Origin of the sequence: Maricaulis sp., assembly GCF_017642925.1 — a bacterium.
GTDB lineage: Bacteria > Pseudomonadota > Alphaproteobacteria > Caulobacterales > Maricaulaceae > Maricaulis.
In genome coordinates, this window is sequence record NZ_JAEPOL010000022.1 from 33,561 (window position 1) to 55,774 (window position 22,214).

The window sequence follows — 22,214 nt, forward strand, 5'->3', positions numbered from 1 at the left end:
CGTCGGCGGTCCATACATGTCCGCAGGATGCACAGCGCACACGGCGGCCGGCGCTGCCGATTGCGTCGGCATTCGCGCGATACCGCGTAGAACAGGACGGACAGCTCAGTACAATGCTCATCGTGCGTCGTTTTCGTCCAACCAGGTTCACCCGTGTCAGTGGAGGCACTCCATCAACCCGAGTATGACCGCTTCCCCGCACAGCGATCCCGAACCGGTTGTCCGCTTCGACAATGTCGGCATGCGGTACGGACGCGGCCCGGAGATTCTGCGCGATTTGTCGTTTGATTTACCACGGGGTTCTTTCCAATTTCTCACCGGACCGTCCGGTGCGGGCAAGACGTCGCTTTTGAAGCTCATCTATCTGGCCGCCAAACCGTCGCGCGGGCTGGTCTCCTTCTTCGGCCGCGACACCGCCACGCTGCCGCGCCGCGACCTGCCGGACCTGCGCCGCCGGATCGGTGTGGTGTTCCAGGAGTTCCGTCTTCTCAATCACTTGAGCGTGTTCGACAATGTCGCCCTGCCGCTGCGTGTGGCCGGAAAGAAGCGCTCGGACTATGCCGAGGACGTCGCCGAACTCCTCGCCTGGGTCGGCCTGGGCGATCGCATGTCAGCCCTGCCGCCAACCCTGTCCGGCGGTGAACAACAGCGCGTCGCGATCGCCCGCGCGGTGGTCGGCCAGCCGGAAATCCTCATCGCCGACGAGCCCACGGGCAATGTCGATCCCGAAATGGGCATGCGCCTGCTGCGCCTTTTCGCCGAGCTGAACAAGCTGGGCACGACGATCATCATCGCGACGCACGATCTGCAACTGGTGCGGATGGTCGATGCTCCGGTGATGACGCTGTCGAACGGTCATCTGCATATCCGCCCCTCACGCGGCCGGCGCCAGCGCGACGCGGATCAGCGCGAGGCCGAAGGCCGTGAAGCGCTGGATGCGATGTCGCCCCCGGGTACGGATACGGAGGCCGGCGATGAGTGAGCCCGCCGTTCCCAAACCGCCCGCCGGCGGCAATGGCCGGCTTCTGCCGCCCGATGCGGGCCGCGACCGTCCGCTGTTTCTCGTCGCCGCCATCCTGGTCTTCCTCGCCTGCGTGGCGGCCCTCGGCGCTCGCGGTGCCTGGCTGCAGGCCCAGACCTGGACCAGCGATCTGGAGTCCAGCCTGACGATCCAGATCCGCCCCGTCGACGAGCGCGACACCACGGCGGATGCCGAGACCGCTGCAGAGATCGCCCGGTCCATGCAGGGCGTCCGGGATGCGACCGCCCGCACACGCGAACACGCGCTGGCCCTGCTCCGCCCCTGGCTGGGCGAAGGCAATCTGCCGGACGATCTGCCCCTGCCACTGATGGTCGAGGTGGAGCTGGACAGCGAGACCGTTCGTGCCGGCAGCTTCCAGCCCGAGGCACTACAGGCCCGGCTGGACGAGGCCGGGCTGGCCGCGACCGTTGACGATCATTCGCGCTGGGCAGCAGCCGTGCGCCGCGCCGCGACGACAGCACAGACGCTGGGCCTCGCCCTTCTGGCGCTGGTCGCCGGTGCCGCTGCGGCCGTCGTTGCCTTCGCCGCACGGGCCAGTCTCGCAGCCCGCGTCGACGTGATCGACGCACTGCACCTGTGCGGCGCCGAGGACCGCTTTATCGCCGGCCTGTTCCAGCGGCGCTTCTTCATGCTGGGCCTGAAGTCCGGGGCCGCCGGCGCGATCTTTGCCGGTCTGGTGTCCATTCTGGTCAGCGTCGGCGGGTCGCCGGCCGATATGGCATTCTTCCTGCCGCAATGGGCGACCGACCCGTTCGAGCTGATCCTGCTGGCCCTGGCCCCCTTGCTGGCCGGTCTGACTGCCGCGGTTTCGGCGCGACTTGCTGTCGCGTCGGACTTGCGGGGACGCTGGTAGCGCGCCACAAAACGGCCGGGTTCGCGAGGACATGCTGATGCAGGTTTCACGGGCGGCAGACGCCGCACAGCGATACGGGATCGGACGGACGCGATGAGCCGGGGCTGGATTGCATTGCGCACACTCGCCTTCCTGCTGGTGGCCGGACTGGCCATCGGCTTTCTCGTGTTCGCCGGCCGGATCGCCACCTACGCCACCCCCGACGCCGGACGCCAGGCCGATGCCATCGTCGTCCTGACCGGCGATGTGGGCCGCACCACGACAGGCATCGATCTCCTGCGTGAAGGCCGTGCGCCCCGGCTGCTGATTTCCGGTGTCGATGCCTCGGCCACGCCGGCCGACATCCAGCGCCATTCCGGCCTGTCCGACGATGAACTCGCTTGCTGCGTCATTCTCGGCCGCGACGCCACAGACACGATCGGCAATGCCCGCGAGACCGGCGCGCTGGTGCGCGAAAACGGCTATCGGAGCTTGATCATCGTCACATCAGACTATCATCTGCCGCGCAGCCTCCTGGAGATGCGCGCCCTGATGCCCGGTGTCGAACTGATCGCCTACCCCGTCCGCACGACCCCGCCCTGGCGGGATTTCGGTGCCTCGCGTCTGTGGCTGCAGGAGTACGCCAAGTTCACCGCCGTGTGGCTGCGCCAGACCGTTACACCGCGTCCCGAAAGCGTCTGATGACCCTGATCCGCTCGCTCGTCTTCTACATCTACATGTATTCGCTCATGGTCTTCATGGGCCTGGTCGGACTGCCCTTGCTGCTGGGGCCGCGCACCTGGTCGCGTGGCTGGCTTCGGGTCTATCTCAAAATGCTCTGGTTCGGCCTGCGCTGGATCTACGGCATCACCTTCGAGGTGCGCGGCCGCGAACACCTGCCCGCAGGCGGTGCGCTGGTCGCCTCAAAACATATGAGCATGTGGGAGACGCTGGCCTTCTGGGAGATCCTGCCCGATCCGGCGATCATCCTGAAACATACCCTCACCTACATGCCCTTCTTCGGCTGGTTCGCCGTGAAGCTGGGCAATATCTCGGTGAACCGGAAGAAGGGCGCCAGCGCGCTGAAGGGCATGATGCGCGATGCGGCCCGCCGGGCCGGCGAGGACCGGCAGATCCTGATCTTCCCGGAAGGCACCCGCGTCGAACCGGGCGAGCACCCCGACTTCAAGCCGGGTGCTGCCGGGCTGTATCTGAATATGGGCGTGCCCTGCGTGCCGGTGGCGCTGAATTCCGGCGTCTTCCTGAAATCCTATTGCGGCCTGAAACGGCCGGGCCGGATCGTGGTCGAGTTTCTCGAACCGATCCCGCCAGGGCTGGGCAAGCCCGAATTCCTGCGCGAACTGCATACGCGCATCAACACCGCATCGGACGCCCTGCAGGCGGTCGATGACGCCGGAATGCCGTTGGGGAGGACAGGCCGGTGACCATGAGAACCAAACTGCTATGGCCCATCGCGGCCATTATCGGGCTGTTCGTGCTGTATTCGGCCTACTGGGTCATCGCCAGCGGACAGATCCGCAAGGGCGTCGACGAATGGATCGCCGACAAGGAAAATGCCGGCTACCAGATCGAGCATGCCGGTCTGCACATCGGTGGCTATCCCTACCGTTTCCAGATCCGGCTCGTCGAACCGCATTTCCGCGCGCCGCAGAGCGATGGCGGCTGGGATGCCCGGCTGCAGGAACTTAGCGCGAACGCCATGCCGCACGACCTGTCGCACTGGATCGTCGCCTTTGGCGGTCCGCTCTTGCTGGAAGACTATGCCAGCGAAGGCAGCGTGATCGAGGTGACCGGGTCGGACGCCCGGATCAGCCTGGTCTACAATGCAGCCGGTGAGACCGAACGCGTCGGTGCGGAATTCCGCGACCTTGTGGTGACCACCCATGCCGGCACGCCGCCCGATATCCGCTCCATCGACGAGCTCCTGATGTCCGGCGCTGTGGACGAGGAAGACGGCCTGCGCATGCGCCTTGCCGTCTCCGGTGTCCGCGCCGCACCGGATGTGCTGGAGCCCGATGTCGAGCGTGCCTTCGGCGACACGGCCCGCACCGCCCGTATCGATCTGGAAGTCACGCATTGGTCGGCCCTCGCCGACGGCGCCAACGCCATCGCCTGGCGCGATGCCGGCGGCGCGCTGCAGATCGCCGATGCCGAGCTGGAATGGGGTCCCGCGCATATCACCGGCAATGGCGACTTCACCATCGACAGCCTGGCACGCCCGGACGGGCGCCTGTCGCTGCGCATTACCGACCCGGACACACTCGCAGACGCCCTGATCGAGGCCGGCGTGGTCCCGCGCGAGAACGAGCAGGCGCTCAGACTCGCAGCCATGATGGCCCCGCGCAGCGCCGAAGGGGTTGCCCTGCCCTTCCGCATCCATGACGGCGGGATCTATCTGGGTCCGGTGCGCCTGGGCGCCATCGACGAGTGATCGCCCGACCGCCGGTGCCTAGCCACGCATGAACTCGGCCAGACCGTCCACCAGGCGCCGGTTTTCCTCGGCCTTGCCGACCGTGGCGCGCAGCGCATTGGGCAGGCCATAGGGCTCGACCGGGCGGATGATCAGGCCCTTCGACGTCAGGAAGGCGTCGGCGTCCTTCGCCGTGCGGCCCGGCGTCTCGGGGAAGTGGATCAGCACGAAATTGCACACGCTCGGGGTCACTTCCAGGCCCAGACCGCCGATCTGCTGACGCAGCCAGGCGACCCATTCCTCATTGTGGTCGGCCGAGCGCTTCATGAAATCGCGATCGGCGATCGCCGCCGTGCCCGCTTCGATAGCCGGCAGGTTGACGTTGAACGGGCCGCGCACCCGGTGCAGCACGTCGATGATGGACTTGTTGCCATAGGCCCAGCCCAGACGCGCACCGGCCAGACCGTGGATCTTGGAGAAGGTACGGGTGACAACGACGTCGTCGCGTTCGCGCGCCAGTTCCAGACCGGCGGAATAATCGGCATTGCGCACGAATTCGGCATAGGCCGCATCGACCACCAGCAGCGTGGAGGCCGGCAGCGCATCGCGCAGGCGGCGCACTTCGGCGTCGGAGATATAGGTGCCGGTCGGATTATTCGGATTGGCCAGGAAGACGATCTTGGCGTCATCGCCGGCCGCCTCGATCAGCGCATCGACATCGGTGGTGTAGTTGCGCTCGGGTGCGGAGACGATTTCGGCGCCGGACTGCATCGCCACCAAGCGGTAGACGAGGAAGCCGTATTGCGACTGCACCACCTTGTCGCCCGGATTGAGATAGGCCCGGCCCAGGAGCTGCAGGAGTTCGTCGGAGCCGCAACCGCAGACGATGTTCTCCGCTTCCAGCCCTTCCTCGCGCGCGATCGCTTCGCGCAGCTTGGTCGCGCCGCCATCGGGATAGAGATGCAGGCGTTTGGCCGAGGCCTCGAACGCCGCCGCGGCCTTGGGCGAACAGCCCAGCGCGTTCTCGTTCGAGGACAGCTTCACCGGATTGGCGATGCCCGGCGCTTCCGCGGCACCCGGCTTGTAGGGACGAATGTCGAGAATGCCCGCGCGCGGCTCAATACCCATGAAGCGACCTCTAGTCCTGGAGCGTCCGGTCAGCCCCTTGCCGTCCGGACAGGTGACGGGGAGATAGCGCGGGCTGCGCCTGCCCTTCAAGTGCGCGTTTGCGAACGGGCGCAGTGCGCCGTTGCGGCCGGACCGCGCCGGTATGCTTCACGGCCTCTGCCAGGATGACCCCGCCCAGACCGGGCCAAGCATATTCCCCGACCTCTTCCCACACCGACGCGATACGCCTGTGGGTCGCCCAGCCCCAGGGCGGCGCGTAGAGCGCCCGCGACCAGGCTGTGGCTTCCAGCAGCGAATCCTCGAGCAGGCCGGACAGCTGGCCGCGCGTAAACGGCCGGCCATGGCCGAAGGGCGTCTTGTCGGACAGCGCCCACATGCCGCTGCGCGAGGCGGTCACAAGCATCAGCCGTCCTTCCGGCGCCATCACCCGCCAGATTTCACGCAGCAGGACGGGCAGGCTGTCCGCCTCTTCCAGCGCGTGGACCAGCAGCACCCGATCGAACAGCGCTTCGGGAAAAGGCAGGTGGACCTCATCGCCCAGCGCCGTCGGTGTGCCTTCGCGGGCCGGCACGATCACGCCCTGCCCGGCGGGCATGAAGGAGATGCAGCGCCGCGACTGGCGCCGGTAGGGATCCAGATAGGGATTGGCAAAGCCCAAGCCCAGCACGTCGAGATCGCGCGTCTCGGGCCACAGCGCCCGGATGCGGCGGCCTATCATGCGGCGGGCGGTCAGACCCTGGCGGGTCTTGTAGAAGCGATCGAGTTCGGTGGCATCGCGGCGCACTGGCCAGACTCCCCGTTCATGTCCTACACAGTCGGCATTCAAGGCCACACTAACCCAAGCCGCGGCAACGACAATGAGCGACCTCCTTATCCGGCAATTCCCCTGCCTATCGGACAATTACGGCTTTCTCGTGCACGATCCGGAGAGCGGGGAGACCGCCACGATCGACACGCCGGACGCCGACCGCATCCTGGCCGAGGCCGAGGCGGTAGGCTGGCGCATTACCCAGATCTGGAACACGCACCATCATTTCGACCATGCCGGCGGCAATGCCGCCGTGCGCGCCGCGACCGGCGCCCGCATCGTTGCGCCCCGCTATGACGCCCACCGCATCCCGGACATCGACGTGCCCGTCAGCGACGGCGACACCGTCGCTCTCGGCCGGCACGAGGCGCGCGTGCTGTTCACGCCGGGCCACACGCTGGGCCATGTCTGCTATCACTTCGCCGATGACCGGATCGCCTTTGTCGGCGACACGCTGTTCGCGCTGGGCTGCGGCCGCCTGTTCGAAGGCTCGCCGGAGCAGATGTGGACCAGCCTGAGCCGCCTGGCGGCCTGGCCCGAGGAAACGCGCATCTATTGCGCACACGAATACACCCAGGCCAATGCCGCCTTCGCGCTCTCGGTCGATCCGGACAATCGCGACCTGCAGGCCTATGCCGCCGCTGTCGAGGCCGAACGTGCCCGCGGCGAAGCAACCGTGCCGACCACGATCGGCGCCGAACTGGCCGCCAATCCCTTCCTGCGTCCCGCCGATCCGGCCATCCGCAAGCGCCTCGGCCTGGAGACCGCCGACGACACCGCCGTCTTCGCGGAAATCCGCCGTCGAAAGGACAATTTCTGAGCCCGTCGCTCCTTGCCGTCAGAGTGTCGTGTTGACACACCCTGCCCTCGGGGGTGACAAAAACTGTCCGGCAGTCGACCTCCGCGATCGGCACGCGGCCGGGCAATGCGGGATGTGCTGCCATGGAACCATCATCGAGCGACCGCCGGTCCGGTCATCCGCCGGCACCGGGCTTTGCCGCCCTGTTCACACCCAAGATCGTCACCGTGCTGCGCGAGGGCTACGGGCTGACGCACCTGCGCGCCGACATGGTCGCCGGGCTGACGGTCGCCATCGTCGCCCTGCCCCTGTCCATGGCGATCGCCATCGCGTCGGGCGTCTCGCCCGCACAGGGTCTCTATGCCGCGATCATCGGCGGTTTCCTGGTCTCGTTACTGGGCGGCAGCCGCTTCCAGATCGGCGGCCCCGCAGGCGCCTTCATCGTGCTCGTCGCGGCAACCCTGGAACAGCACGGACCGGACGGGCTGATCCTCGCCACACTGATGTCCGGCGCGATCCTGATCGCAACCGGCTATATGCGGCTGGGCACTTATATCAAATTCATCCCCTATCCGGTGACGATCGGCTTCACGGCCGGGATAGCAGTCATCATCTTCACCAGCCAGCTGCGCCCTATTCTGGGGCTTGAGCTGGACGGCCCGGAGCCCAGCGCCTTCGCCCCGAAGCTGGAAGCCCTCGCCGCCGCCCTGCCGACGCTGAACCTGCAGGCCGCCGGCCTTGCCGTTGCGACCATCGCCATTATCGCCGGCCTCAAGGCCTGGCGGCCCGGCTGGCCGGGCATGCTGGTCGCCATCGTCGCAGCCTCGGCTGCCGCGGCGCTGCTGGACCTGCCCGTCGAGACCATCGGCAGCGCATTCGGCGGCATCCCGCACGGGCTGCCCGCACCGTCGCTGCCCGCCCTCTCGCTGGACAAGGCGATTGCCGTGCTGCCCAGCGCCTTTGCCTTCGCCCTGCTCGGCTCGATCGAGTCACTGCTCTCCGCCGTCGTCGCGGATGGCATGACCGGCCGGCGTCACCGGTCCAATTGCGAGCTTGTCGCCCAGGGGGTCGCGAATATCGGGTCCGGCCTGTTCGGCGGGCTGTGCGTGACCGGCGCCATTGCCCGCACGGCGACGAATATCCGCGCCGGAGCCCGCAGCCCGGTCGCCGGCATGCTGCACGCCGCCTTTCTGCTCGCCTTCATGCTGATCGCGGCACCGCTCGCCCGCTACATCCCGCTCTCCGCCCTCGGCGGCATCCTCGCCGTCGTGGCCTGGAACATGGCCGAGCGGCACCAGTTCTTCGGCCTGCTGCGCGCCTCCAGGGGCGATGCGCTGGTTCTCCTGTCGACCTTCCTCCTCACGGTCTTCTATGACCTGACTGCCGGTATCGTCGTCGGCTTCTCCCTCGGCGCGATCCTGTTCATCAACCGCATGTCGGAACTGGCAGGCATCGACCGGGAGGACGGGCTGGTCCAGCGCGACATCGCCGACAGTGTCGAACGCGACGGCTATGATGCCGGCCTGGCGACCGATCCGGATATCGTCATCTATCGCATTCGCGGCGTGTTCTTTTTCGGGGCGGCATCCACGGTCGACAGCGTGCTGGGATCCATCGCCGACCGGCACCGCGCCTTCATCCTCGACTTCACGCACGTCCCGGCCATCGACTCGACCGCAGCCCACACGATCGCAGCCTTTGCCCGCAAGGCGGCAGAACGGCACGCCATCGATATCTGGCTGACCGGTACGAATGCGACGGTGCGCGAGGCGCTGGAGCGTCAGGGTGTCACGCCACCCCTTGTCGCCTATGCCGCATCAATCGAGGATGCCGTCTCGTCCGTTCGCCAGAACAACGCCGCCACCGGAACATGACCATGAGCCTCACACCGGAAATCCGCACCCTTATCGACACGCTGGGCATGCAGCCGCATCCTGAGGGCGGCTGGTTTGTCGAGACCTTCCGGGATGCCGACGGACCGGACGGCCGGTCGCGCTCGACCGCGATCTATTTCCTTCTGACCGCGGGGCCCGGCTCGCACTGGCACCGGGTCGACGCGGTGGAGACCTGGCACTGGTATGCCGGCGCACCGCTTGTCCTTTCGGTCAGTGAAGATGCACAGACCACGCGCGCGATCGAGCTCGGCCCGGATGTGGCGGAGGGTCAGCGGCCGCAGGGCGTGGTACCGGAGGGTGCCTGGCAGGCCGCGCGCACAACGGGCGCCTGGAGCCTGGTCGGTTGCACGGTGGCCCCGGGTTTCGAATTTTCAGGATTTGAACTGGCACCCGAAGGCTGGGCGCCGGGGTAGGATTTGCCCTGGAGCATTTTCAGCAGAAGTGGGAACCGGTTCTGCGGTTCGAAAATGCGACCGCCCAAAAAGCCGGAGCCATATCATCCGCCTCGATGACGATGAAGAGATCTAACTCGACATCCGCGCCAGGACCTGGGCGATCATCGCCGAGGACGGCCGTCCGGCGTGGCCCGCATCCGGCGCAATCACGATCACCAGCCGGCTCTCTTCGACAAAGGCCGCCGGCCGGTCGCCCAGCACCAGGCTGATCTCCGTCAGATCGCGCAGACGCCGGCGATCGCCGGGCACGAGTTCGACGGCGCGGTCAATCAGATCGAGCGTGTCGAACTGGATGCCGAGGCCGGCCCGCGGGGCCGGGGCATACTGCACCGAGATATTGCGGTCGAGCTGGCGGGCCAGATCGCCGGCGAGGCGCTCGGCACGGCTTCTGACTTCACCGGGGGAGCGCGGGATCGGCGACAGGCCGGCCGCCGGACTGGCGAATTCGACAATCACACCGTCGGGTGCGTCGGCGGGAAAATAGGTCGCGCCGCCCAGTGCATTGAGCCGAATCAGCTCGCGTCCGGTATCGGTGATAAAAGCGGTTCCGCCCCCCGGCGCACGGTCGGGATAGAGCACGATCACCTCGCTGTCCAGCGCATCGCGCTCGCGCAGCAGGGCAGCTTCGCCGGACCGGTCGAACAGGAAGAAGGCGCCGGTATCGGCCCGCTGGTACCAGCCGGTGGTCTCCTGCACCCGCTCATTGCGCAACAGGCGGTCGCGCAACGGGTTCTGCATTCCCGAAGCGGCGCCGGCAGCGAGTGCGGCGATCAGTATGGCGGTTATCCAGCGTATCATCCCGGTCAGCATCATCAGTGGCAAGACGGCAAATTTGCGGCAGGCACTGCAGCCCGCTGCCGAGCCGCATCAGGCCATGTACTGGCCGCCATTGATGGTGAGGGTGGAGCCGGTCATGAAACCCGCCTCCTCGCTGCACAGATAGACGACGAGCGCGCCGATCTCGCCGGCCTCGCCCAGCCGGCCGGCCGGGATGCCGGCGATAATGCTCTCGAGCACTTTTTCCGGCACGGCCGCGACCATGTCGGTATTGATGTAGCCCGGCGCCACGCAATTCACCGTGATCCCCTTGCGGGCGGTTTCCTGGGCCAGCGCCTTGGTGAAGCCGATCACGCCAGCCTTCGCTGCGGAATAATTCACCTGGCCCATCTGGCCCTTCTGGCCGTTGATCGAGGAGATGTTGACGATCCGGCCCCAGCCGCGCTCGCGCATGCCGTCGATCGCCGGGCGCGTGACATTGAACATCGAGTCCAGATTGACCCGCATCACCTCGCGCCACTGTTCCGCACTCATCTTGTGGAACATGGTGTCGCGCGTGATGCCGGCGTTGTTGATGACGATATCCACCGGCGCGCCGGCTGCCTGTTCGGCTTCTGCAAGCCCGGCGGCGCTGGCATCGGCGTCGCCGACATCGAACTTCACCACCTTGATACCGGTTTCCTCGGCGAAGGCCCGGGCGGCCGCTTCATTGCCGGCATAATTGGCGACGACCGTGTGGCCGGCCGATTTGAGCGCGAGACTGATGGCGGCGCCGATGCCCCGAGTGCCGCCGGTCACGATTGCGGTGCGTGTCATTCCATCCCCCGAAATTCGACATGGCTCATCGGCCATTTGCGTTCGCGCTTGCAGCAGACCACATTAAGCGCGTACACCCTTAGATGAAATAGCTACGCGCTCGTGTCGAGCGAATTGCGGCTCGACCGATAAAAAAAGGGCGCACCACAGGGGAGTAAGCGGTGACCAAATCGAACGGAAAGTCGCCCGAGATCATCATCAAGAAGTATGCGAACCGGCGCCTCTACGACACCTCGACCAGCCAGTACGTCACACTCGATTATCTGCGCGACCTGGTGAAGAAGGGGACAGAGTTCCAGGTGGTCGACGCCAAGAGCGGCGACGACCTGACGCGCGGCGTTCTGGCCCAGATCATTTTCGAAGAGGAGTCGCGCGGCGCCAATCTGCTGCCCGTCGATTTCCTGCGCCAGCTGATCGGCTTCTATGGCGACAGCCTGCAGAGCGTCGTGCCCGGCTATCTGCAGATGTCGATGAATTCCTTCGCCCAGCAGCAGGAGGAATTCCGCGAGCGCATGACCGAGGCGATGACCTCGCCGCAGGCCTCCATGGCCATGCTTGAGGAACAGACCCGCCGCAACATGGAGATGTTCGGCCAGGCCATGCGCATGTTCTCGCCCTTCAATCAGCCGGGGGAAACCCCGGATGAGGCCGGCAAGGCCGCGCCGGAGAAGGAGAGCGAGGATCTGTCCGCCATGCGCGAGGAACTCGATGCGATGCGTGCCAAGCTCGACCAGATCCTCGACAAGAAGAAATAGAGCGGCCCCGCGCCGTTAAGACTTTCGTACCGAATTGACGCACCCGGCGGTCCCGCGACCGCCGGGTGTATTCATTTACAACCTCTAAACCCTGTTTTCGCACCCGGATCGTGGTTAACCTCTCATTAAGAGTTGGCATCGGCCTTGCGAAGCAGACGGCATGACCACGATCCGCAGTGCATATTCTGTCCCGACCCCGACCCGCCGGCGCGTAGAGCCGGCCGGTCGTGCACGCGGTTCCAGCGACCATCCGCCCCGGCAGGACCGTGCCCTTGTCACCGTCCCGACCCGGCAGAAGACCGACGGCTATGCCGAACGGTCCTTTGTCCGCGCGCGTCCTGCCACGGCGGAGGTCATGGTCCAGATCATCGGTGGCGATATCCCGCGCCGCGGCATCAAGGCCGACCCCAGCGAGGTCGAGCGTTTCCGCCGCACCTACGCCCAGGCCGCACAGCCAAGCGCGCCGGCCCCGAAATGGGAGCGGCGCGCATGAGCCTGTCTCTTGGAACCGCCCGGCGTGCCGGTTTCTGGCTGGATGTCAGCCTGGGCGCCGGACTGGTGTTTTTCCTAGTCTAGACAAAAACCTTTCGCCCCGCTTGCGCGGGGCGAAAGGTTTTTGTGCCTATTCCCCGCCGACCGCGAGGTCGCGGCGGGCGGCGACGATCGTCACCACGAAACCGGCCACCGTATCCATCAGCGCCATCATGGTGATGAGGAAGAAGACCGAGGTGCCGAAACGGCCGACCAGCAGAAAGAGCGCCATGGCGATCACGAAGACGGCCATGGACAGGCCGTGATTGATGATCGTCGCAGTCCCCGTGCCGGCCGACTTCACCAGCTCGATGAACATCATGATCAGCGCGAAGATGATCAGCAGGTCGCCGACCTTCATGCCCCAGGGGCCTGATACCAGCGGCACCTGGAATACGGTATTGTCCATCAGCGCGGCTGCCGCTGACGGTTCCCCGCCCGTGAAAATCACCAGCACCGCATAGACGATGACCGGAATTCCCAGCAGTGGAATGACATTGAACATGGAACTTCCCCCCTTGGATCCGCCGGCGCGCCGAGCCTGGTTCGCCGCCGTCATACCTAGCAATACGCCGTTATCCCCGCCTCCGGCCATCTCGCATCCTTTCGTCCCCTGACCGGCGGCCGCGGGCGGGCGCCGGTATCAATACTCGTCGGTTCCGCGCGGGCTGCGCGCCCGCGAATTTAACCACATCATGCCAAGGATGTCTGTCAAAGAGGCGAAAAGACGGCCGAAATTCGTATATTTTGACGAACCGATCGTGCGGTGGCGGTGGGAAACCGGCCGGAATTCGCACAGATAACCCTCGCGATTCATCAGGGCCGGGATGAAACGGTGCTGGTGATCGAAGAAGGGCAATTCCAGATAGGCCTGGCGCCGGAAGGCCTTCAGCCCGCATCCGGTATCGTTGCAATCATCGTTCAGCAGCCCCTTGCGGATACCATTGCCGGCGCGCGAGGCGAATTTCTTCCAGGCGCTGTCCTGGCGGTTCGCCGTTCGGTCGCCCCCGACCAGGGCGAGCCGGTCCGGTGCATCGGGGCGCATCAGCGCATCGATCACCGTGGGCAGGTCCTGCGGCGGGTTCTGACCGTCCCCGTCCAGGGTTGCCACGACTGCACCACGCGCATGCATCACGCCGGTCCGGATCGAGCGCGACTGACCGGCATTGTGCCGGTGCGACACGACCCGCAGCATGGGCAGCTCGGCCTTCGCTGCAACCAGCTCGTCGCGGGTCGCGTCGGACGAATGGTCGTCGACGAAGATGATCTCGAAATTGCGGCCCTCGAGCGCTTCGGCGATCTCGCGGGCGAGCGGCACGACATTGCCGGCCTCGTTATAGGCCGGAACGACGACGGAGATTTCCGGCAGGGCGGAGGGGGTCTGGCTCATGGGATGACGGCTTGAGCTTGCGAAACAGGGTCTGCCCGTTACATACCGGGTTTGGTTCGCGACGCGAGGGTTTTCTCATGTCCGGCGTAAACCGGAGAGGTGGATGACCGAGCTTTCCCGGGGCCTGCGCGCCTGTTTCATCATTGCTGCGATTGCGGCCGCGGCGGCCCTGGCCGGGATATTCACCCTGCCGCCGCTCGACCGTGACGAGAGCCGTTTTGCCCAGGCGACGGCCCAGATGCTGGAGAGCGGCAATCTCGTCGAGATCAATTTCCAGGACGAGGAACGCAACAAGAAGCCCGTCGGTATCCACTGGCTGCAGGCGGCCAGTGTCGCCGCCCTGTCGAGCGCCGAGGCGCGCGAGATCTGGGCCTATCGCATCCCCTCCATGCTCGGCGCCATCCTGGCGGCGCTCGCCTGTTTCTGGGGCGGCCAGCGCCTGGTCGGCCGCGAAGCGGCCTTTGCCGGCGCGGCGCTTTTTGCAGCGACCGTGATGCTGGGCATCGAGGGCGGCATCGCCAAGACCGACGCCATGCTGGCCGGCGCCACCACGCTCGCCCTGGCAGCGCTGGCCAATCTGCGCGCCGGCGGGGGCCGCAAGACCGCCCTCCTCTTCTGGTTCGCACTCGGTCTTGGTGTGCTGATCAAGGGCCCGGTGACACCGATGGTGGCCGGCCTGACGATCCTGACGCTGGTGATCTGGGAGCGCGAGTGGCGCTGGCTGAAACCGCTCCTCTTCTGGGCCGGGCCGGTACTGGCGGTCGTGATGGTCCTGCCCTGGATCGTCTCCATCCAGATCGCCACCGAGGGCAATTTTCTGCGCGAGGCGCTGGGTGTGGACATGGGACCCAAGATCATCTCGGCCCAGGAACGCCATGGCGGCTGGCCGGGCTATTATCTCCTTCTGCTGCCGCTGACCTTCTTCCCGGCCATCCTCTTCCTCATTCCCGGCCTGACGCGCCTGATACCGGCTGTGCGCGGACGGATCGATGACAAGGCCACCCGCACCGCCCGTTTCCTAATCGCCTGGGCACTGCCGACCTGGATCGTCTTCGAACTCATGCCCACCAAACTGCCGCACTACGTGCTGCCGACCTATCCCGCCCTGGCCCTGATCGCAGGCTGGGGGTTTGTGGAGCTGACCAAGACCGCGAACTGGGCCCGATGGACCGGCTGGGCACTGTTCGGACTGGCGGCGCTGATCTTCGCGATCTTCGTTCCGGCGGTTTTCATGACCTTTGGCGATGGCACGAGCCGGGATGTGCTGGCCCTTGTACAGGCCAGCTTCGACGGCGCCGCCGAACCCGGGCTTTCGCCGACGATGATGGCACTCGTGCTCGCCGCGGCCGCGGTCTTTTCCGGGCTGGCGGGCGCGACCCTGATCGCAGGCTGGCTGCGCGCCGGCTCCGTCGCGCTCGTCCTGGCCGTGCTGTCGGGACTGAGCTGGCACGTGATGACACGCGGCGCGGCCCTGCCCGGCGCCGAAGCGGTACGTCTTGCCGAGCGGGTGCGTGCCGTGCGGGATATGTCGGAGGAGATCGCGCGCATCGCGCCGCATGACATCGTGACGGCCTCGTCCTACACCGAACCCAGTCTCGTCTTCTCGCTGGGCACGGACACATTCCTCGGATCGGCAGAGGATGTGCTGGCCTTTGCAGAAGCGCGCGAAGCCCCCACATTGCTGGTGCTGGACCTGTCGCGCGACGAGGATCTGCGCGCCGCTTTCGCCGGTGGGAGCCGGCCCGGCAGCGCCTGGCCGGAGCATGACCTGTTCGACCGCCTCAACACGCTTGGCGACTGTCACCGGGCTTGGCTTCCCGGTACGAATTATTCCAGAGGCAGTGACACGACTCTGGTTGCGATCTTCTCGCGCTGCCAGCCGGACACGCCTCAAATCCCGGAGCTTGATGTTCAATGACCCGAAAGATCGAAATCGTTGAAGTCGGCCCGCGTGACGGGCTGCAGAACGACCCGGCGATGATGTCGACGGATACCAAGATTGAATTCGTCGAACGCCTGATCGCGGCGGGCGTCCGCCGCATGGAAGCGGCCAGCTTTGTCCACCCCAAACTCGTGCCGGCCATGGCCGACAGCGATGATGTGATGCAGCGTGTGCCGCGGCAGGACGGGGTGAAATATATCGGCCTCGCCCTCAATGAGCGCGGCATGCGGCGCGCGCTGGAGGCCGGCTGTGACGAGGTGAATTATGTCATGGTCGCCTCGCCGGGTTTCGGCCTGAAGAACCAGAATGCGACGCCGGAGCAGACCGCCGATCTGTTCGACCGCATCGCCATCCTCGCCCATGACGAGGGCGTGCCCGTTTCGGTGACCGTCTCCGTGGCCTTCGGCGACCCGTTTGACGGCGAGGTCGATCCTGCCGTCGTCGCGCAGCTGGCCGGCCGGGCCCGGTCCGCCGGTGCGGTCGAATTCGCCATGGGTGACACGATCGGCGTCGCCGACCCGTGGAAAGTCCGCAAGACCCTGGACCTGGTGCGTGCGCAGAGCGGCGACATGCGCCTGCGCATGCACTTCCACAACACGCGCAATACGGCGATGGCCAATATCTACGCCGCTGTCGAGGCCGGCGTCGATGTCATCGACGCCTCGGTCGGCGGGATTGGCGGCTGTCCCTTCGCCCCGGCTGCGACCGGCAATGTGGCGACCGAGGATGTGGTCTACATGCTCGAGCGCGGCGGTTTCGACACCGGGCTCGACCTGGGCAAACTCATCGAAACGGCGAAATGGCTGGAAACGGACGGGCTGAAACACCCGGTGGATTCGGCGCTCTCGCGGGCTGGTGCATTTCCCGCTCCCGCCCGCTGACCATTGCGACATCCATCCTTCCCCTTGATGGGGAAGGTGGGCCGAAGCAAAGCTTCGGGTCGGAAGGGGTGAATCCCGGTGTTGGCCTTTTTAGTGCAAAACCGCGAACACCTCGCCCTCACCCCATCCACCACGCCTTCGGCGCGGTCCCCCTTCCCCATCAAGGGGAAGGATGGCTCATGTCGCAGTCGAGTGTTTACTGTCCGTCCCGGCCGCCTAGCGGCTGCCGCTGGCACGCCGGATGCGGCGCAGGCGCAGCGCCACGCGCTGGCGGTGGATGAAATTCTGCACCTGCGCCTTCAGGCGCAGGAGCGTGATCCGCCCCCAGATCGCCGCGAAGATCGGCCCGATCATCGCCATCGTGGCGAGCCGCTGCAGCGGTCCGGGATAATGCTTCCAGAAATACTTGATGAAGCCCAGCGCCTTGTGGGTCTCCACGAAGAAGGGCGACGTGCGGCTGGTGCCGCCGTAGTGGAGGATTTCCGCCCGCGGCTCGAAATACACCCGCCCGCCCTGCGCACGCACCTGGCGGCACAGATCGATATCCTCGACGTGCAGGAAATAGCGCTCGTCGAACCCGCCATGATCGAGGAAGGCCTGGCGCGGCACCATCATTGCGGCGCCCGAGACGACCGGCACATCCATTACACCGTCGGCCAGCGGCTGGTTCTCGAAATGCAGATTGCGGGCGCCCGGCAGAAACCGTTCCAGCCCGAGGAAGCTGACCATCGCCGAGACCGGTGTCAGCTCGCCGCGACGGCCGCCGCGCTGTTCGGTGCCGTTCTCGTTGGTGATGCGCGCGCCGAGCACCCACATGCCGGATCCCAGCTCGGCCGCGGAGGCCTTCATCCGCCGCATGGATCCGGGACGCAGCACGGCGTCGGGATTGAGAAACACCACCCATTCGCCGGAGGCACGCTGGGCGCCGATATTGCAGCCCTTGGCAAAACCGAGATTGGCGCCGGTTTCCACCAGGACGAGCTTGTCGCTGCCCGCCGCCATTTCGCGCAGACGCCGGATCATGTCGGGCGGATTGCCGTGATTGACGAGCACGAATTCGTCGACACCGGGCGCCGCCAGGATCGCGGCGACAGCCTCGAGCAGGCGCGGACCGGTCTGCCAGGAGACCGTAACGACGCTCAGACGCGCGGCACCCGCCCCCGGGGCTGCTTCGCTCCGAGGAAGAAGACCGACGTCGCCGCCAACGCTACTGTCCCTTGGTGCCATTCCTGCCAGACCCCGTAGGAGAACACGATAAGGGATACATACACCACAAGTATCCAGACCACTCCAACGGCCTGCAGCCGTGAAAGTTGCGGAGCACCTGCAATTCTTCCCCCCATGGCAACCAGACAGGACGCCAGGAGCACAGCTCCGACAGCGCCTGTTTCAAGCCAGATGTGCAAAGTCGCATTGTGCGGGTGCAACGGCAAGCGCTCGATTGTGTAGCCGGCCAGTTCCATCTCGGCGTTGAGCGGACGGGACGCATCCAGCCCATACCCCGTCCAGGGCTTTTCCCGGATCAGTTCACCGGCATAGGACCAGATCTCCAGGCGCCAGACCCAGGACAATGGCATGGCATCGCGCAGGCTTTGCGGCATGTGCGCAATCACATCCGGCAGGGCAAGCGGCATGACGATCAGCATGCCCGCCACCGTCCCGAACACGATGGCCAGCAGCGTGCGCGGCCAGAACACGGTCAGAACGGCCGCGATGCCGGCGAGAATGAAGGCGACCGTGTTGACCTCGGTGTCGAAGGCGAAAGCCGCGACCGCCGCCAGGCCGACAAACAGCGCCCCGATCAGCGGACCGCCCTCGCGCCAGGCGATCAGCGCCGCGGGAACCGACAGCAAGAGCAGCGGCACGGCCGCATGTCCCAGATTGCGGTTCACATGGATCATCTGATCCCGCTCGGGCAGGCTGCCCATGCCCTCGACGGCGATCTTGAAGCCGCGGGTCGCGCTGCCGTCCAGCATCGCTTCGGCAAAGAGATAAAGGCCCAGCCCGGCGACGAGGAACATGATCGCCGCCTCGACACGCCGCTGCCAGGCGCCGCCCAGCTTGCCGATGCGCACGGCAAACAGCGCATAGAGCGGAATGCCCAGACAGGTCCGCCAGATTTGACCGGGATCGTCGTGCGGCGACCACAGGAAGCTCAGCGCAATCCAGACCAGGAACAGGCCGCCGGCGATCAGCGAGATCGGCACCCGGCCGGGCCGCCAGAAGGACGGCTCGACCGGGAAGGCCACCAGCGCCATAAGCGCTACCGCCGGCGCGATCATCAGCGATCCGGCGATACCGAAGAGGAAGGAGAGTGCGAACGCGGCGATGCCGGCTATGCCTGCCCTGGTATCATCGCGCACGTCCGCGTCCCTCCCCTACGCCGTCAGTTCCGCTTCAGGTCCGGCGGCGTGGCGTCAGCCGCCAGGCGGGCGATCGCCTCGTCCAGCGGCAGGACTTCCTGCTTGTTGCCCTCTTCACCCAGGAAGCGCAGGGCGAGCGTGCCCTCCTCGGCCTCCTTGCGGCCGACAACGGCAATCACCGGCACCTTGCCGACCGAGTGTTCGCGGACCTTGTAGTTGATCTTCTCGTTGCGCAGATCGGTCTCCACATTCAGCCCGGCCTTCACCATCGCCGCCTTCACCGTTTCGGCATAGCTGTCGGCATCGGACGTGATCGTCGCGATGACAATCTGGCGCGGGGCCAGCCAGAAGGGCAGCTTGCCGGCATAGTTCTCGATCAGCACGCCCAGGAAACGCTCCAGCGAGCCCAGGATCGCCCGGTGCAGCATGACGGGGCGGTGCTTCTCGCTGTCATCGCCGACAAAGGTCGCATCCAGGCGTTCCGGCAGGTTGAAGTCGCACTGGATCGTGCCCGTCTGCCAGTCGCGGCCGATCGCGTCCTTGACCACAAAGTCCAGCTTGGGGCCATAGAAAGCGCCGTCGCCGGGATTGTGCTCGTATTCCAGACCCGACGCTGCGGCGGCTTCCTTGAGTGCCGCTTCGGCCTTGTCCCAGACCTCGTCCGACCCGACCCGCGTTTCCGGACGGTCGGAGAATTTGATGCGCGGCTCCTCGAAACCGAAATCGGCATAGACCGACTTCAGCAGCTCGCAGAAGGCCCTCACCTCCTCGGTGATCTGGTCGACCGTGCAGAAGATGTGCGCATCGTCCTGCACGAAGCCGCGCACCCGCATCAGACCGTGCAGCGAGCCGGACGGTTCATAGCGGTGGCAGGAGCCGAACTCGGCCATGCGCAGCGGCAGGTCGCGATAGGATTTCTGGCCCTGGTTGAACACCTGGACGTGGCACGGGCAGTTCATCGGCTTGACCGCCAGGACCTTCTCTTCCTGGTCGATCGAGGAAATGAACATGTTCTCCCGGTACTTGTCCCAGTGGCCGGAGGCCTCCCAGAACTTGCGGTCCATCAGCTGCGGCGTCCTGATCTCGACATAGCCCGCCGCTTCCAGCCGCCGGCGCATATAGTCCTGCACCGCGCGATAGAGGCGCCAGCCATTGGGGTGCCAGAACACCTGGCCCTGGGCCTCTTCCTGGAAGTGGAAGAGCTCCATCTGCTTGCCGAGCCGGCGGTGATCGCGCTTCTCGGCCTCTTCCAGACGGTGCAGGTGTGCCTTGAGCTGTTTCTCGTCGGCCCAGGCCGTGCCGTAGATCCGCTGCAGCATGGCGTTGCGATGATCGCCGCGCCAATAGGCACCGGCCACCTTCATCAGCTTGAACGCCTTGCCCACCTTGCCCGTGGAGGGCAGGTGCGGACCACGGCACAGGTCGAACCAGTCGCCCTGGCGGTAGATGGTGATCGTCTCGCTCTCGGGCAGATCGCGGATCAGCTCGGCCTTGTAGGCCTCGCCCATCTTCTCGAACTCGGCGATCGCCTCATTGCGGTCCCAGACCTCGCGCACGAAGGGCAGATCCGCATCGACGATCTCGCCCATGCGCTTTTCGATCGCCTCGAAATCTTCCGGGCTGAACGGCTCTTCGCGGGCAAAATCATAGTAGAACCCGTCCTCGATGGCCGGGCCGATCGTCACCTGCGTGCCGGGGAAAAGGTCCTGCACGGCCTGAGCAAGGATGTGGGCCGCATCGTGGCGGATCACCTCCAGCGCCTTCTCGTCCTTGCGCGTCACGATGGCGACCTGGGCGTCACCGTCCAGCGGCCGGGTCAGGTCCCAGTCCTGGCCGTCTACCTCGGCAATGATGGCCGCCTTGGCCAGCGATTTGGAAATGCCCTCGGCCAGGTCGAGGGGCGTGGCGCCGTCGGGAAGCTCGCGTTTCGATCCGTCGGGAAGCGTCACATTGATCATCGGTCACATGTCCTTGTTGTCGGCGCGGCCCGCCGGCGAAAGCTCGTCCTGCGCTGGTCCCGGCGACCGGGTCCGGAAGGCCCAGACCCGCCACCAGGGAACATGCGTACGCGCCTCCGGAACCGGGTCGAAACCGAACGTGCCGCCCGGGCGGCATCGTCCCAGCCGCCCCAGCGTCAGCCAGAAACCGCGCCAGGGGCCCTGCGCCGTCACCGATCCGATCGCATAGTGCGAACAGCTCGGCTCGTGGCGGCAGCGCACGCCCAGCGCATAGAAGACCGGCGACAGGGTCCATTGATAGACGCGCAAGGCGCCGATCATCACGGCCCCGACGAGCGGGCGGTCTGGCGTTTCTTTCCGTTCCGTCGAACGCATATGGATTCAAGCCTTTTAACGCCGCTGGACGCGCTGTCCACCATGGACATCAAGCGCGCACCGCGGGCCGCAGTAAAGCCTGTGGGTGAAGTGTGGAAGCCTTTTCGGACTGCCCGGGCTCGTCCCGCCGGCAAAGCGGGGCCGGACAGCCCTATCCAGTGAGCGAGGTCGGAGTCTGCGCAGTCGCCGCCTGGCGGGCCGCCTCGGTCACGGCCTCGAAGGCCAGCATCACCGACTGGTGACGGGCGGGATAGGCGCGGGCGCCTTCCAAGACGGCAAGTTCGCCGAAACGGCCGCGCGGCGCCGGCTTGCCCTGTTTCAGCATGGCCAGCAGGCTGTCGCGGGCGACTTCCAGCTCTTTCAGCGAAGCGCCGACGACCTGGCGCGCCAGCACCGAGGCCGAAGCCTGGCCCAGCGCACAGGCCTTTACCCGCAGGGCGAGGTCGGCAACGCGGTCGCCACGCATGACGATATCGATCTCGACTTCAGAACCGCACAGGCGCGACACCTTGCGCACCGACGCCTGCGGACGTTCAAGACGCCCGATGCGCGGAATATCCGCCGCCAGCCGCAGGACGGCATTGGAGTAGAGTTCGTCAGCCATTACGCCCTCTATCTAGTGCGTTTCCGCGCGCTTTGCCATGGGGTAAGGCGCCCTCCTTCTCCCCTCTTGGGGCTAGGGAGCGGTCGGCGCAGCCGAAGGGTGCCCGCAAGGCGGATGAGGGGCGCGCGGCGGAGCTGCCACCGTCGCCCTAAACACCCTCGGTTTTTCCCGGTCGAATGCCCGGCCCTGAGCCGGGCGGAGTGCCGGGATCTACGGGAAGCTCATCGCTTGAAGTGATCTTCGGTCGGTCCCGGATCTGCAGCCTGCCTGCGCAGGCCTCCGTCCGGGAAAAATGAGAGAGTTGGAAGAGAAGGTACCAACGCTCCACCAAACACCGTCACCCTGACGAAGGTCAGGGCCCAGTTCATAGGGCGCGGTGACGGCGATCGCTCACTTATCCCCCATGATGGCGTAGTACGATCCGAGCCCGCC

Annotated in this window: 22 protein-coding genes and 2 pseudogenes; 12 read left to right on the top strand and 12 right to left on the bottom strand. The window is 66.1% G+C overall.

The features are described from left to right. Window positions 1-16 precede the first annotated feature (16 nt). Window positions 17-121 (bottom strand): annotated as a pseudogene (locus JJ918_RS17275) (MJ0042-type zinc finger domain-containing protein); the annotation flags it as partial. Window positions 122-184: 63 nt separating this feature from the next. On the opposite strand from JJ918_RS17275, the pseudogene ftsE reads away from it, so the two are divergent. The 5 genes and pseudogenes from ftsE to JJ918_RS15320 form a co-directional block, all read left to right on the top strand. Then, window positions 185-868: pseudogene (ftsE, locus tag JJ918_RS15300) on the top strand (cell division ATP-binding protein FtsE); the annotation flags it as partial. Between the two features lie 106 nt (window positions 869-974). Beyond that, on the top strand, window positions 975-1,895 hold the full coding sequence (locus JJ918_RS15305; protein WP_291889247.1) for a hypothetical protein: 921 nt from the start codon (window positions 975-977) through the stop codon (window positions 1,893-1,895). A 93-nt stretch (window positions 1,896-1,988) separates the two neighbouring features. Then, window positions 1,989-2,576 (top strand): YdcF family protein, encoded by a 588-nt coding sequence (locus tag JJ918_RS15310; protein ID WP_291889249.1) that lies wholly within the window; start codon window positions 1,989-1,991, stop codon window positions 2,574-2,576. After that, window positions 2,576-3,319, top strand: a complete 744-nt coding sequence (locus tag JJ918_RS15315; RefSeq protein WP_291889251.1) for a 1-acyl-sn-glycerol-3-phosphate acyltransferase — start codon at window positions 2,576-2,578, stop codon at window positions 3,317-3,319. Before JJ918_RS15310 ends, JJ918_RS15315 begins: the two co-directional genes overlap by 1 nt. A gap of 2 nt (window positions 3,320-3,321) precedes the next feature. Continuing rightward, window positions 3,322-4,326 (top strand): DUF2125 domain-containing protein, encoded by a 1,005-nt coding sequence (locus JJ918_RS15320; RefSeq protein WP_291889252.1) that lies wholly within the window; start codon window positions 3,322-3,324, stop codon window positions 4,324-4,326. An 18-nt stretch (window positions 4,327-4,344) separates the two neighbouring features. On the opposite strand, the gene hisC is transcribed toward JJ918_RS15320, so the two are convergent. Then, the gene (gene hisC / locus JJ918_RS15325; RefSeq protein WP_291889254.1) at window positions 4,345-5,433 is read right to left on the bottom strand and encodes a histidinol-phosphate transaminase; all 1,089 of its coding nucleotides are present in this window, start codon (window positions 5,431-5,433) and stop codon (window positions 4,345-4,347) included. A gap of 10 nt (window positions 5,434-5,443) precedes the next feature. Further along, window positions 5,444-6,217, bottom strand: coding sequence for a methyltransferase domain-containing protein (locus JJ918_RS15330; RefSeq protein ID WP_291889255.1), 774 nt, complete (start codon window positions 6,215-6,217; stop codon window positions 5,444-5,446). 73 nt (window positions 6,218-6,290) lie between these two features. Between JJ918_RS15330 and gloB the strand changes: the two genes are divergently transcribed. The 3 genes from gloB (at window position 6,291) to JJ918_RS15345 (ending at window position 9,348) form a co-directional block, all read left to right on the top strand. After that, on the top strand, window positions 6,291-7,061 hold the full coding sequence (gene gloB, locus JJ918_RS15335) for a hydroxyacylglutathione hydrolase (protein ID WP_291889257.1): 771 nt from the start codon (window positions 6,291-6,293) through the stop codon (window positions 7,059-7,061). Between the two features lie 122 nt (window positions 7,062-7,183). Continuing rightward, window positions 7,184-8,914 carry a SulP family inorganic anion transporter gene (locus JJ918_RS15340; protein ID WP_291889259.1) on the top strand — a complete coding sequence of 577 codons (1,731 nt, stop codon included), beginning with the start codon at window positions 7,184-7,186 and terminating at the stop codon, window positions 8,912-8,914. Window positions 8,915-8,916: 2 nt separating this feature from the next. Then, window positions 8,917-9,348, top strand: coding sequence for a cupin domain-containing protein (locus JJ918_RS15345; protein ID WP_291889260.1), 432 nt, complete (start codon window positions 8,917-8,919; stop codon window positions 9,346-9,348). A 111-nt stretch (window positions 9,349-9,459) separates the two neighbouring features. Here JJ918_RS15345 and JJ918_RS15350 read toward each other — a convergent pair whose 3' ends face one another. Then, a complete protein-coding gene (locus JJ918_RS15350) occupies window positions 9,460-10,188 on the bottom strand; it encodes a DUF4908 domain-containing protein (RefSeq protein WP_291889263.1) in 729 nt (242 codons plus the stop codon). 69 nt (window positions 10,189-10,257) lie between these two features. Further along, on the bottom strand, window positions 10,258-10,983 hold the full coding sequence (gene phbB / locus JJ918_RS15355; RefSeq protein WP_291889265.1) for an acetoacetyl-CoA reductase: 726 nt from the start codon (window positions 10,981-10,983) through the stop codon (window positions 10,258-10,260). Between the two features lie 161 nt (window positions 10,984-11,144). Between phbB and phaR the strand changes: the two genes are divergently transcribed. Next, window positions 11,145-11,738: a polyhydroxyalkanoate synthesis repressor PhaR gene (gene phaR / locus JJ918_RS15360; RefSeq protein WP_291889267.1), complete on the top strand. Its 594-nt coding sequence runs from the start codon at window positions 11,145-11,147 to the stop codon at window positions 11,736-11,738. 160 nt (window positions 11,739-11,898) lie between these two features. Continuing rightward, window positions 11,899-12,231, top strand: coding sequence for a hypothetical protein (locus tag JJ918_RS15365; RefSeq protein ID WP_291889269.1), 333 nt, complete (start codon window positions 11,899-11,901; stop codon window positions 12,229-12,231). 129 nt (window positions 12,232-12,360) lie between these two features. On the opposite strand, the gene JJ918_RS15370 is transcribed toward JJ918_RS15365, so the two are convergent. Together JJ918_RS15370 and JJ918_RS15375 are read right to left on the bottom strand one after the other, a co-directional pair. Further along, window positions 12,361-12,774 carry a hypothetical protein gene (locus tag JJ918_RS15370; RefSeq protein ID WP_291889270.1) on the bottom strand — a complete coding sequence of 138 codons (414 nt, stop codon included), beginning with the start codon at window positions 12,772-12,774 and terminating at the stop codon, window positions 12,361-12,363. Window positions 12,775-12,912: 138 nt separating this feature from the next. Then, a complete protein-coding gene (locus JJ918_RS15375) occupies window positions 12,913-13,659 on the bottom strand; it encodes a glycosyltransferase family 2 protein (RefSeq protein ID WP_291889272.1) in 747 nt (248 codons plus the stop codon). A gap of 103 nt (window positions 13,660-13,762) precedes the next feature. Here JJ918_RS15375 and JJ918_RS15380 point away from each other — a divergent pair, with 103 nt between their 5' ends. Then, complete coding sequence (locus JJ918_RS15380) at window positions 13,763-15,577, top strand: glycosyltransferase family 39 protein (RefSeq protein ID WP_291889274.1); 1,815 nt, start codon at window positions 13,763-13,765, stop codon at window positions 15,575-15,577. Further along, window positions 15,574-16,482 carry a hydroxymethylglutaryl-CoA lyase gene (locus tag JJ918_RS15385; RefSeq protein ID WP_291889276.1) on the top strand — a complete coding sequence of 303 codons (909 nt, stop codon included), beginning with the start codon at window positions 15,574-15,576 and terminating at the stop codon, window positions 16,480-16,482. The genes JJ918_RS15380 and JJ918_RS15385 overlap by 4 nt, the downstream gene beginning before the upstream one ends. A gap of 216 nt (window positions 16,483-16,698) precedes the next feature. Here JJ918_RS15385 and JJ918_RS15390 read toward each other — a convergent pair whose 3' ends face one another. The 5 genes from JJ918_RS15390 to JJ918_RS15410 all read right to left on the bottom strand — a co-directional run bounded on the left by JJ918_RS15390 (window position 16,699) and on the right by JJ918_RS15410 (window position 21,782). After that, entirely contained in the window at window positions 16,699-17,709 is a 1,011-nt protein-coding gene (locus tag JJ918_RS15390; RefSeq protein ID WP_291889277.1) for a glycosyltransferase family 2 protein, read from the bottom strand. Further along, on the bottom strand, window positions 17,622-18,845 hold the full coding sequence (locus tag JJ918_RS15395) for an O-antigen ligase (RefSeq protein ID WP_291889279.1): 1,224 nt from the start codon (window positions 18,843-18,845) through the stop codon (window positions 17,622-17,624). Before JJ918_RS15395 ends, JJ918_RS15390 begins: the two co-directional genes overlap by 88 nt. A gap of 23 nt (window positions 18,846-18,868) precedes the next feature. After that, entirely contained in the window at window positions 18,869-20,803 is a 1,935-nt protein-coding gene (gene thrS / locus JJ918_RS15400; protein WP_291889281.1) for a threonine--tRNA ligase, read from the bottom strand. 3 nt (window positions 20,804-20,806) lie between these two features. Continuing rightward, window positions 20,807-21,178, bottom strand: coding sequence for a membrane protein insertion efficiency factor YidD (gene yidD / locus JJ918_RS15405; protein ID WP_291889284.1), 372 nt, complete (start codon window positions 21,176-21,178; stop codon window positions 20,807-20,809). A gap of 151 nt (window positions 21,179-21,329) precedes the next feature. Then, on the bottom strand, window positions 21,330-21,782 hold the full coding sequence (locus JJ918_RS15410; protein WP_291889286.1) for an iron-sulfur cluster assembly scaffold protein: 453 nt from the start codon (window positions 21,780-21,782) through the stop codon (window positions 21,330-21,332). Window positions 21,783-22,214: the final 432 nt, after the last annotated feature.

Bases quoted from the DNA above. Each gene is read 5' to 3' on its own strand.
- JJ918_RS15345 (WP_291889260.1), top strand. From the start codon at position 8,917: ATGAGCCTCACACCGGAAATCCGCACCCTTATCGACACGCTGGGCATG.
- JJ918_RS15350 (WP_291889263.1), bottom strand. From the start codon at position 10,188: ATGATACGCTGGATAACCGCCATACTGATCGCCGCACTCGCTGCCGGC.
- JJ918_RS15315 (WP_291889251.1), top strand. From the start codon at position 2,576: ATGACCCTGATCCGCTCGCTCGTCTTCTACATCTACATGTATTCGCTC.
- JJ918_RS15305 (WP_291889247.1), top strand. From the start codon at position 975: ATGAGTGAGCCCGCCGTTCCCAAACCGCCCGCCGGCGGCAATGGCCGG.
- JJ918_RS15370 (WP_291889270.1), bottom strand. From the start codon at position 12,774: ATGTTCAATGTCATTCCACTGCTGGGAATTCCGGTCATCGTCTATGCG.
- yidD (WP_291889284.1), bottom strand. From the start codon at position 21,178: ATGCGTTCGACGGAACGGAAAGAAACGCCAGACCGCCCGCTCGTCGGG.
- JJ918_RS15410 (WP_291889286.1), bottom strand. From the start codon at position 21,782: ATGGCTGACGAACTCTACTCCAATGCCGTCCTGCGGCTGGCGGCGGAT.
- JJ918_RS15310 (WP_291889249.1), top strand. From the start codon at position 1,989: ATGAGCCGGGGCTGGATTGCATTGCGCACACTCGCCTTCCTGCTGGTG.
- JJ918_RS15385 (WP_291889276.1), top strand. From the start codon at position 15,574: ATGACCCGAAAGATCGAAATCGTTGAAGTCGGCCCGCGTGACGGGCTG.
- phbB (WP_291889265.1), bottom strand. From the start codon at position 10,983: ATGACACGCACCGCAATCGTGACCGGCGGCACTCGGGGCATCGGCGCC.
- hisC (WP_291889254.1), bottom strand. From the start codon at position 5,433: ATGGGTATTGAGCCGCGCGCGGGCATTCTCGACATTCGTCCCTACAAG.
- JJ918_RS15320 (WP_291889252.1), top strand. From the start codon at position 3,322: ATGAGAACCAAACTGCTATGGCCCATCGCGGCCATTATCGGGCTGTTC.
- JJ918_RS15365 (WP_291889269.1), top strand. From the start codon at position 11,899: ATGACCACGATCCGCAGTGCATATTCTGTCCCGACCCCGACCCGCCGG.
- gloB (WP_291889257.1), top strand. From the start codon at position 6,291: ATGAGCGACCTCCTTATCCGGCAATTCCCCTGCCTATCGGACAATTAC.
- JJ918_RS15340 (WP_291889259.1), top strand. From the start codon at position 7,184: ATGGAACCATCATCGAGCGACCGCCGGTCCGGTCATCCGCCGGCACCG.
- JJ918_RS15380 (WP_291889274.1), top strand. From the start codon at position 13,763: ATGACCGAGCTTTCCCGGGGCCTGCGCGCCTGTTTCATCATTGCTGCG.
- JJ918_RS15390 (WP_291889277.1), bottom strand. From the start codon at position 17,709: ATGGCACCAAGGGACAGTAGCGTTGGCGGCGACGTCGGTCTTCTTCCT.
- thrS (WP_291889281.1), bottom strand. From the start codon at position 20,803: ATGATCAATGTGACGCTTCCCGACGGATCGAAACGCGAGCTTCCCGAC.
- JJ918_RS15375 (WP_291889272.1), bottom strand. From the start codon at position 13,659: ATGAGCCAGACCCCCTCCGCCCTGCCGGAAATCTCCGTCGTCGTTCCG.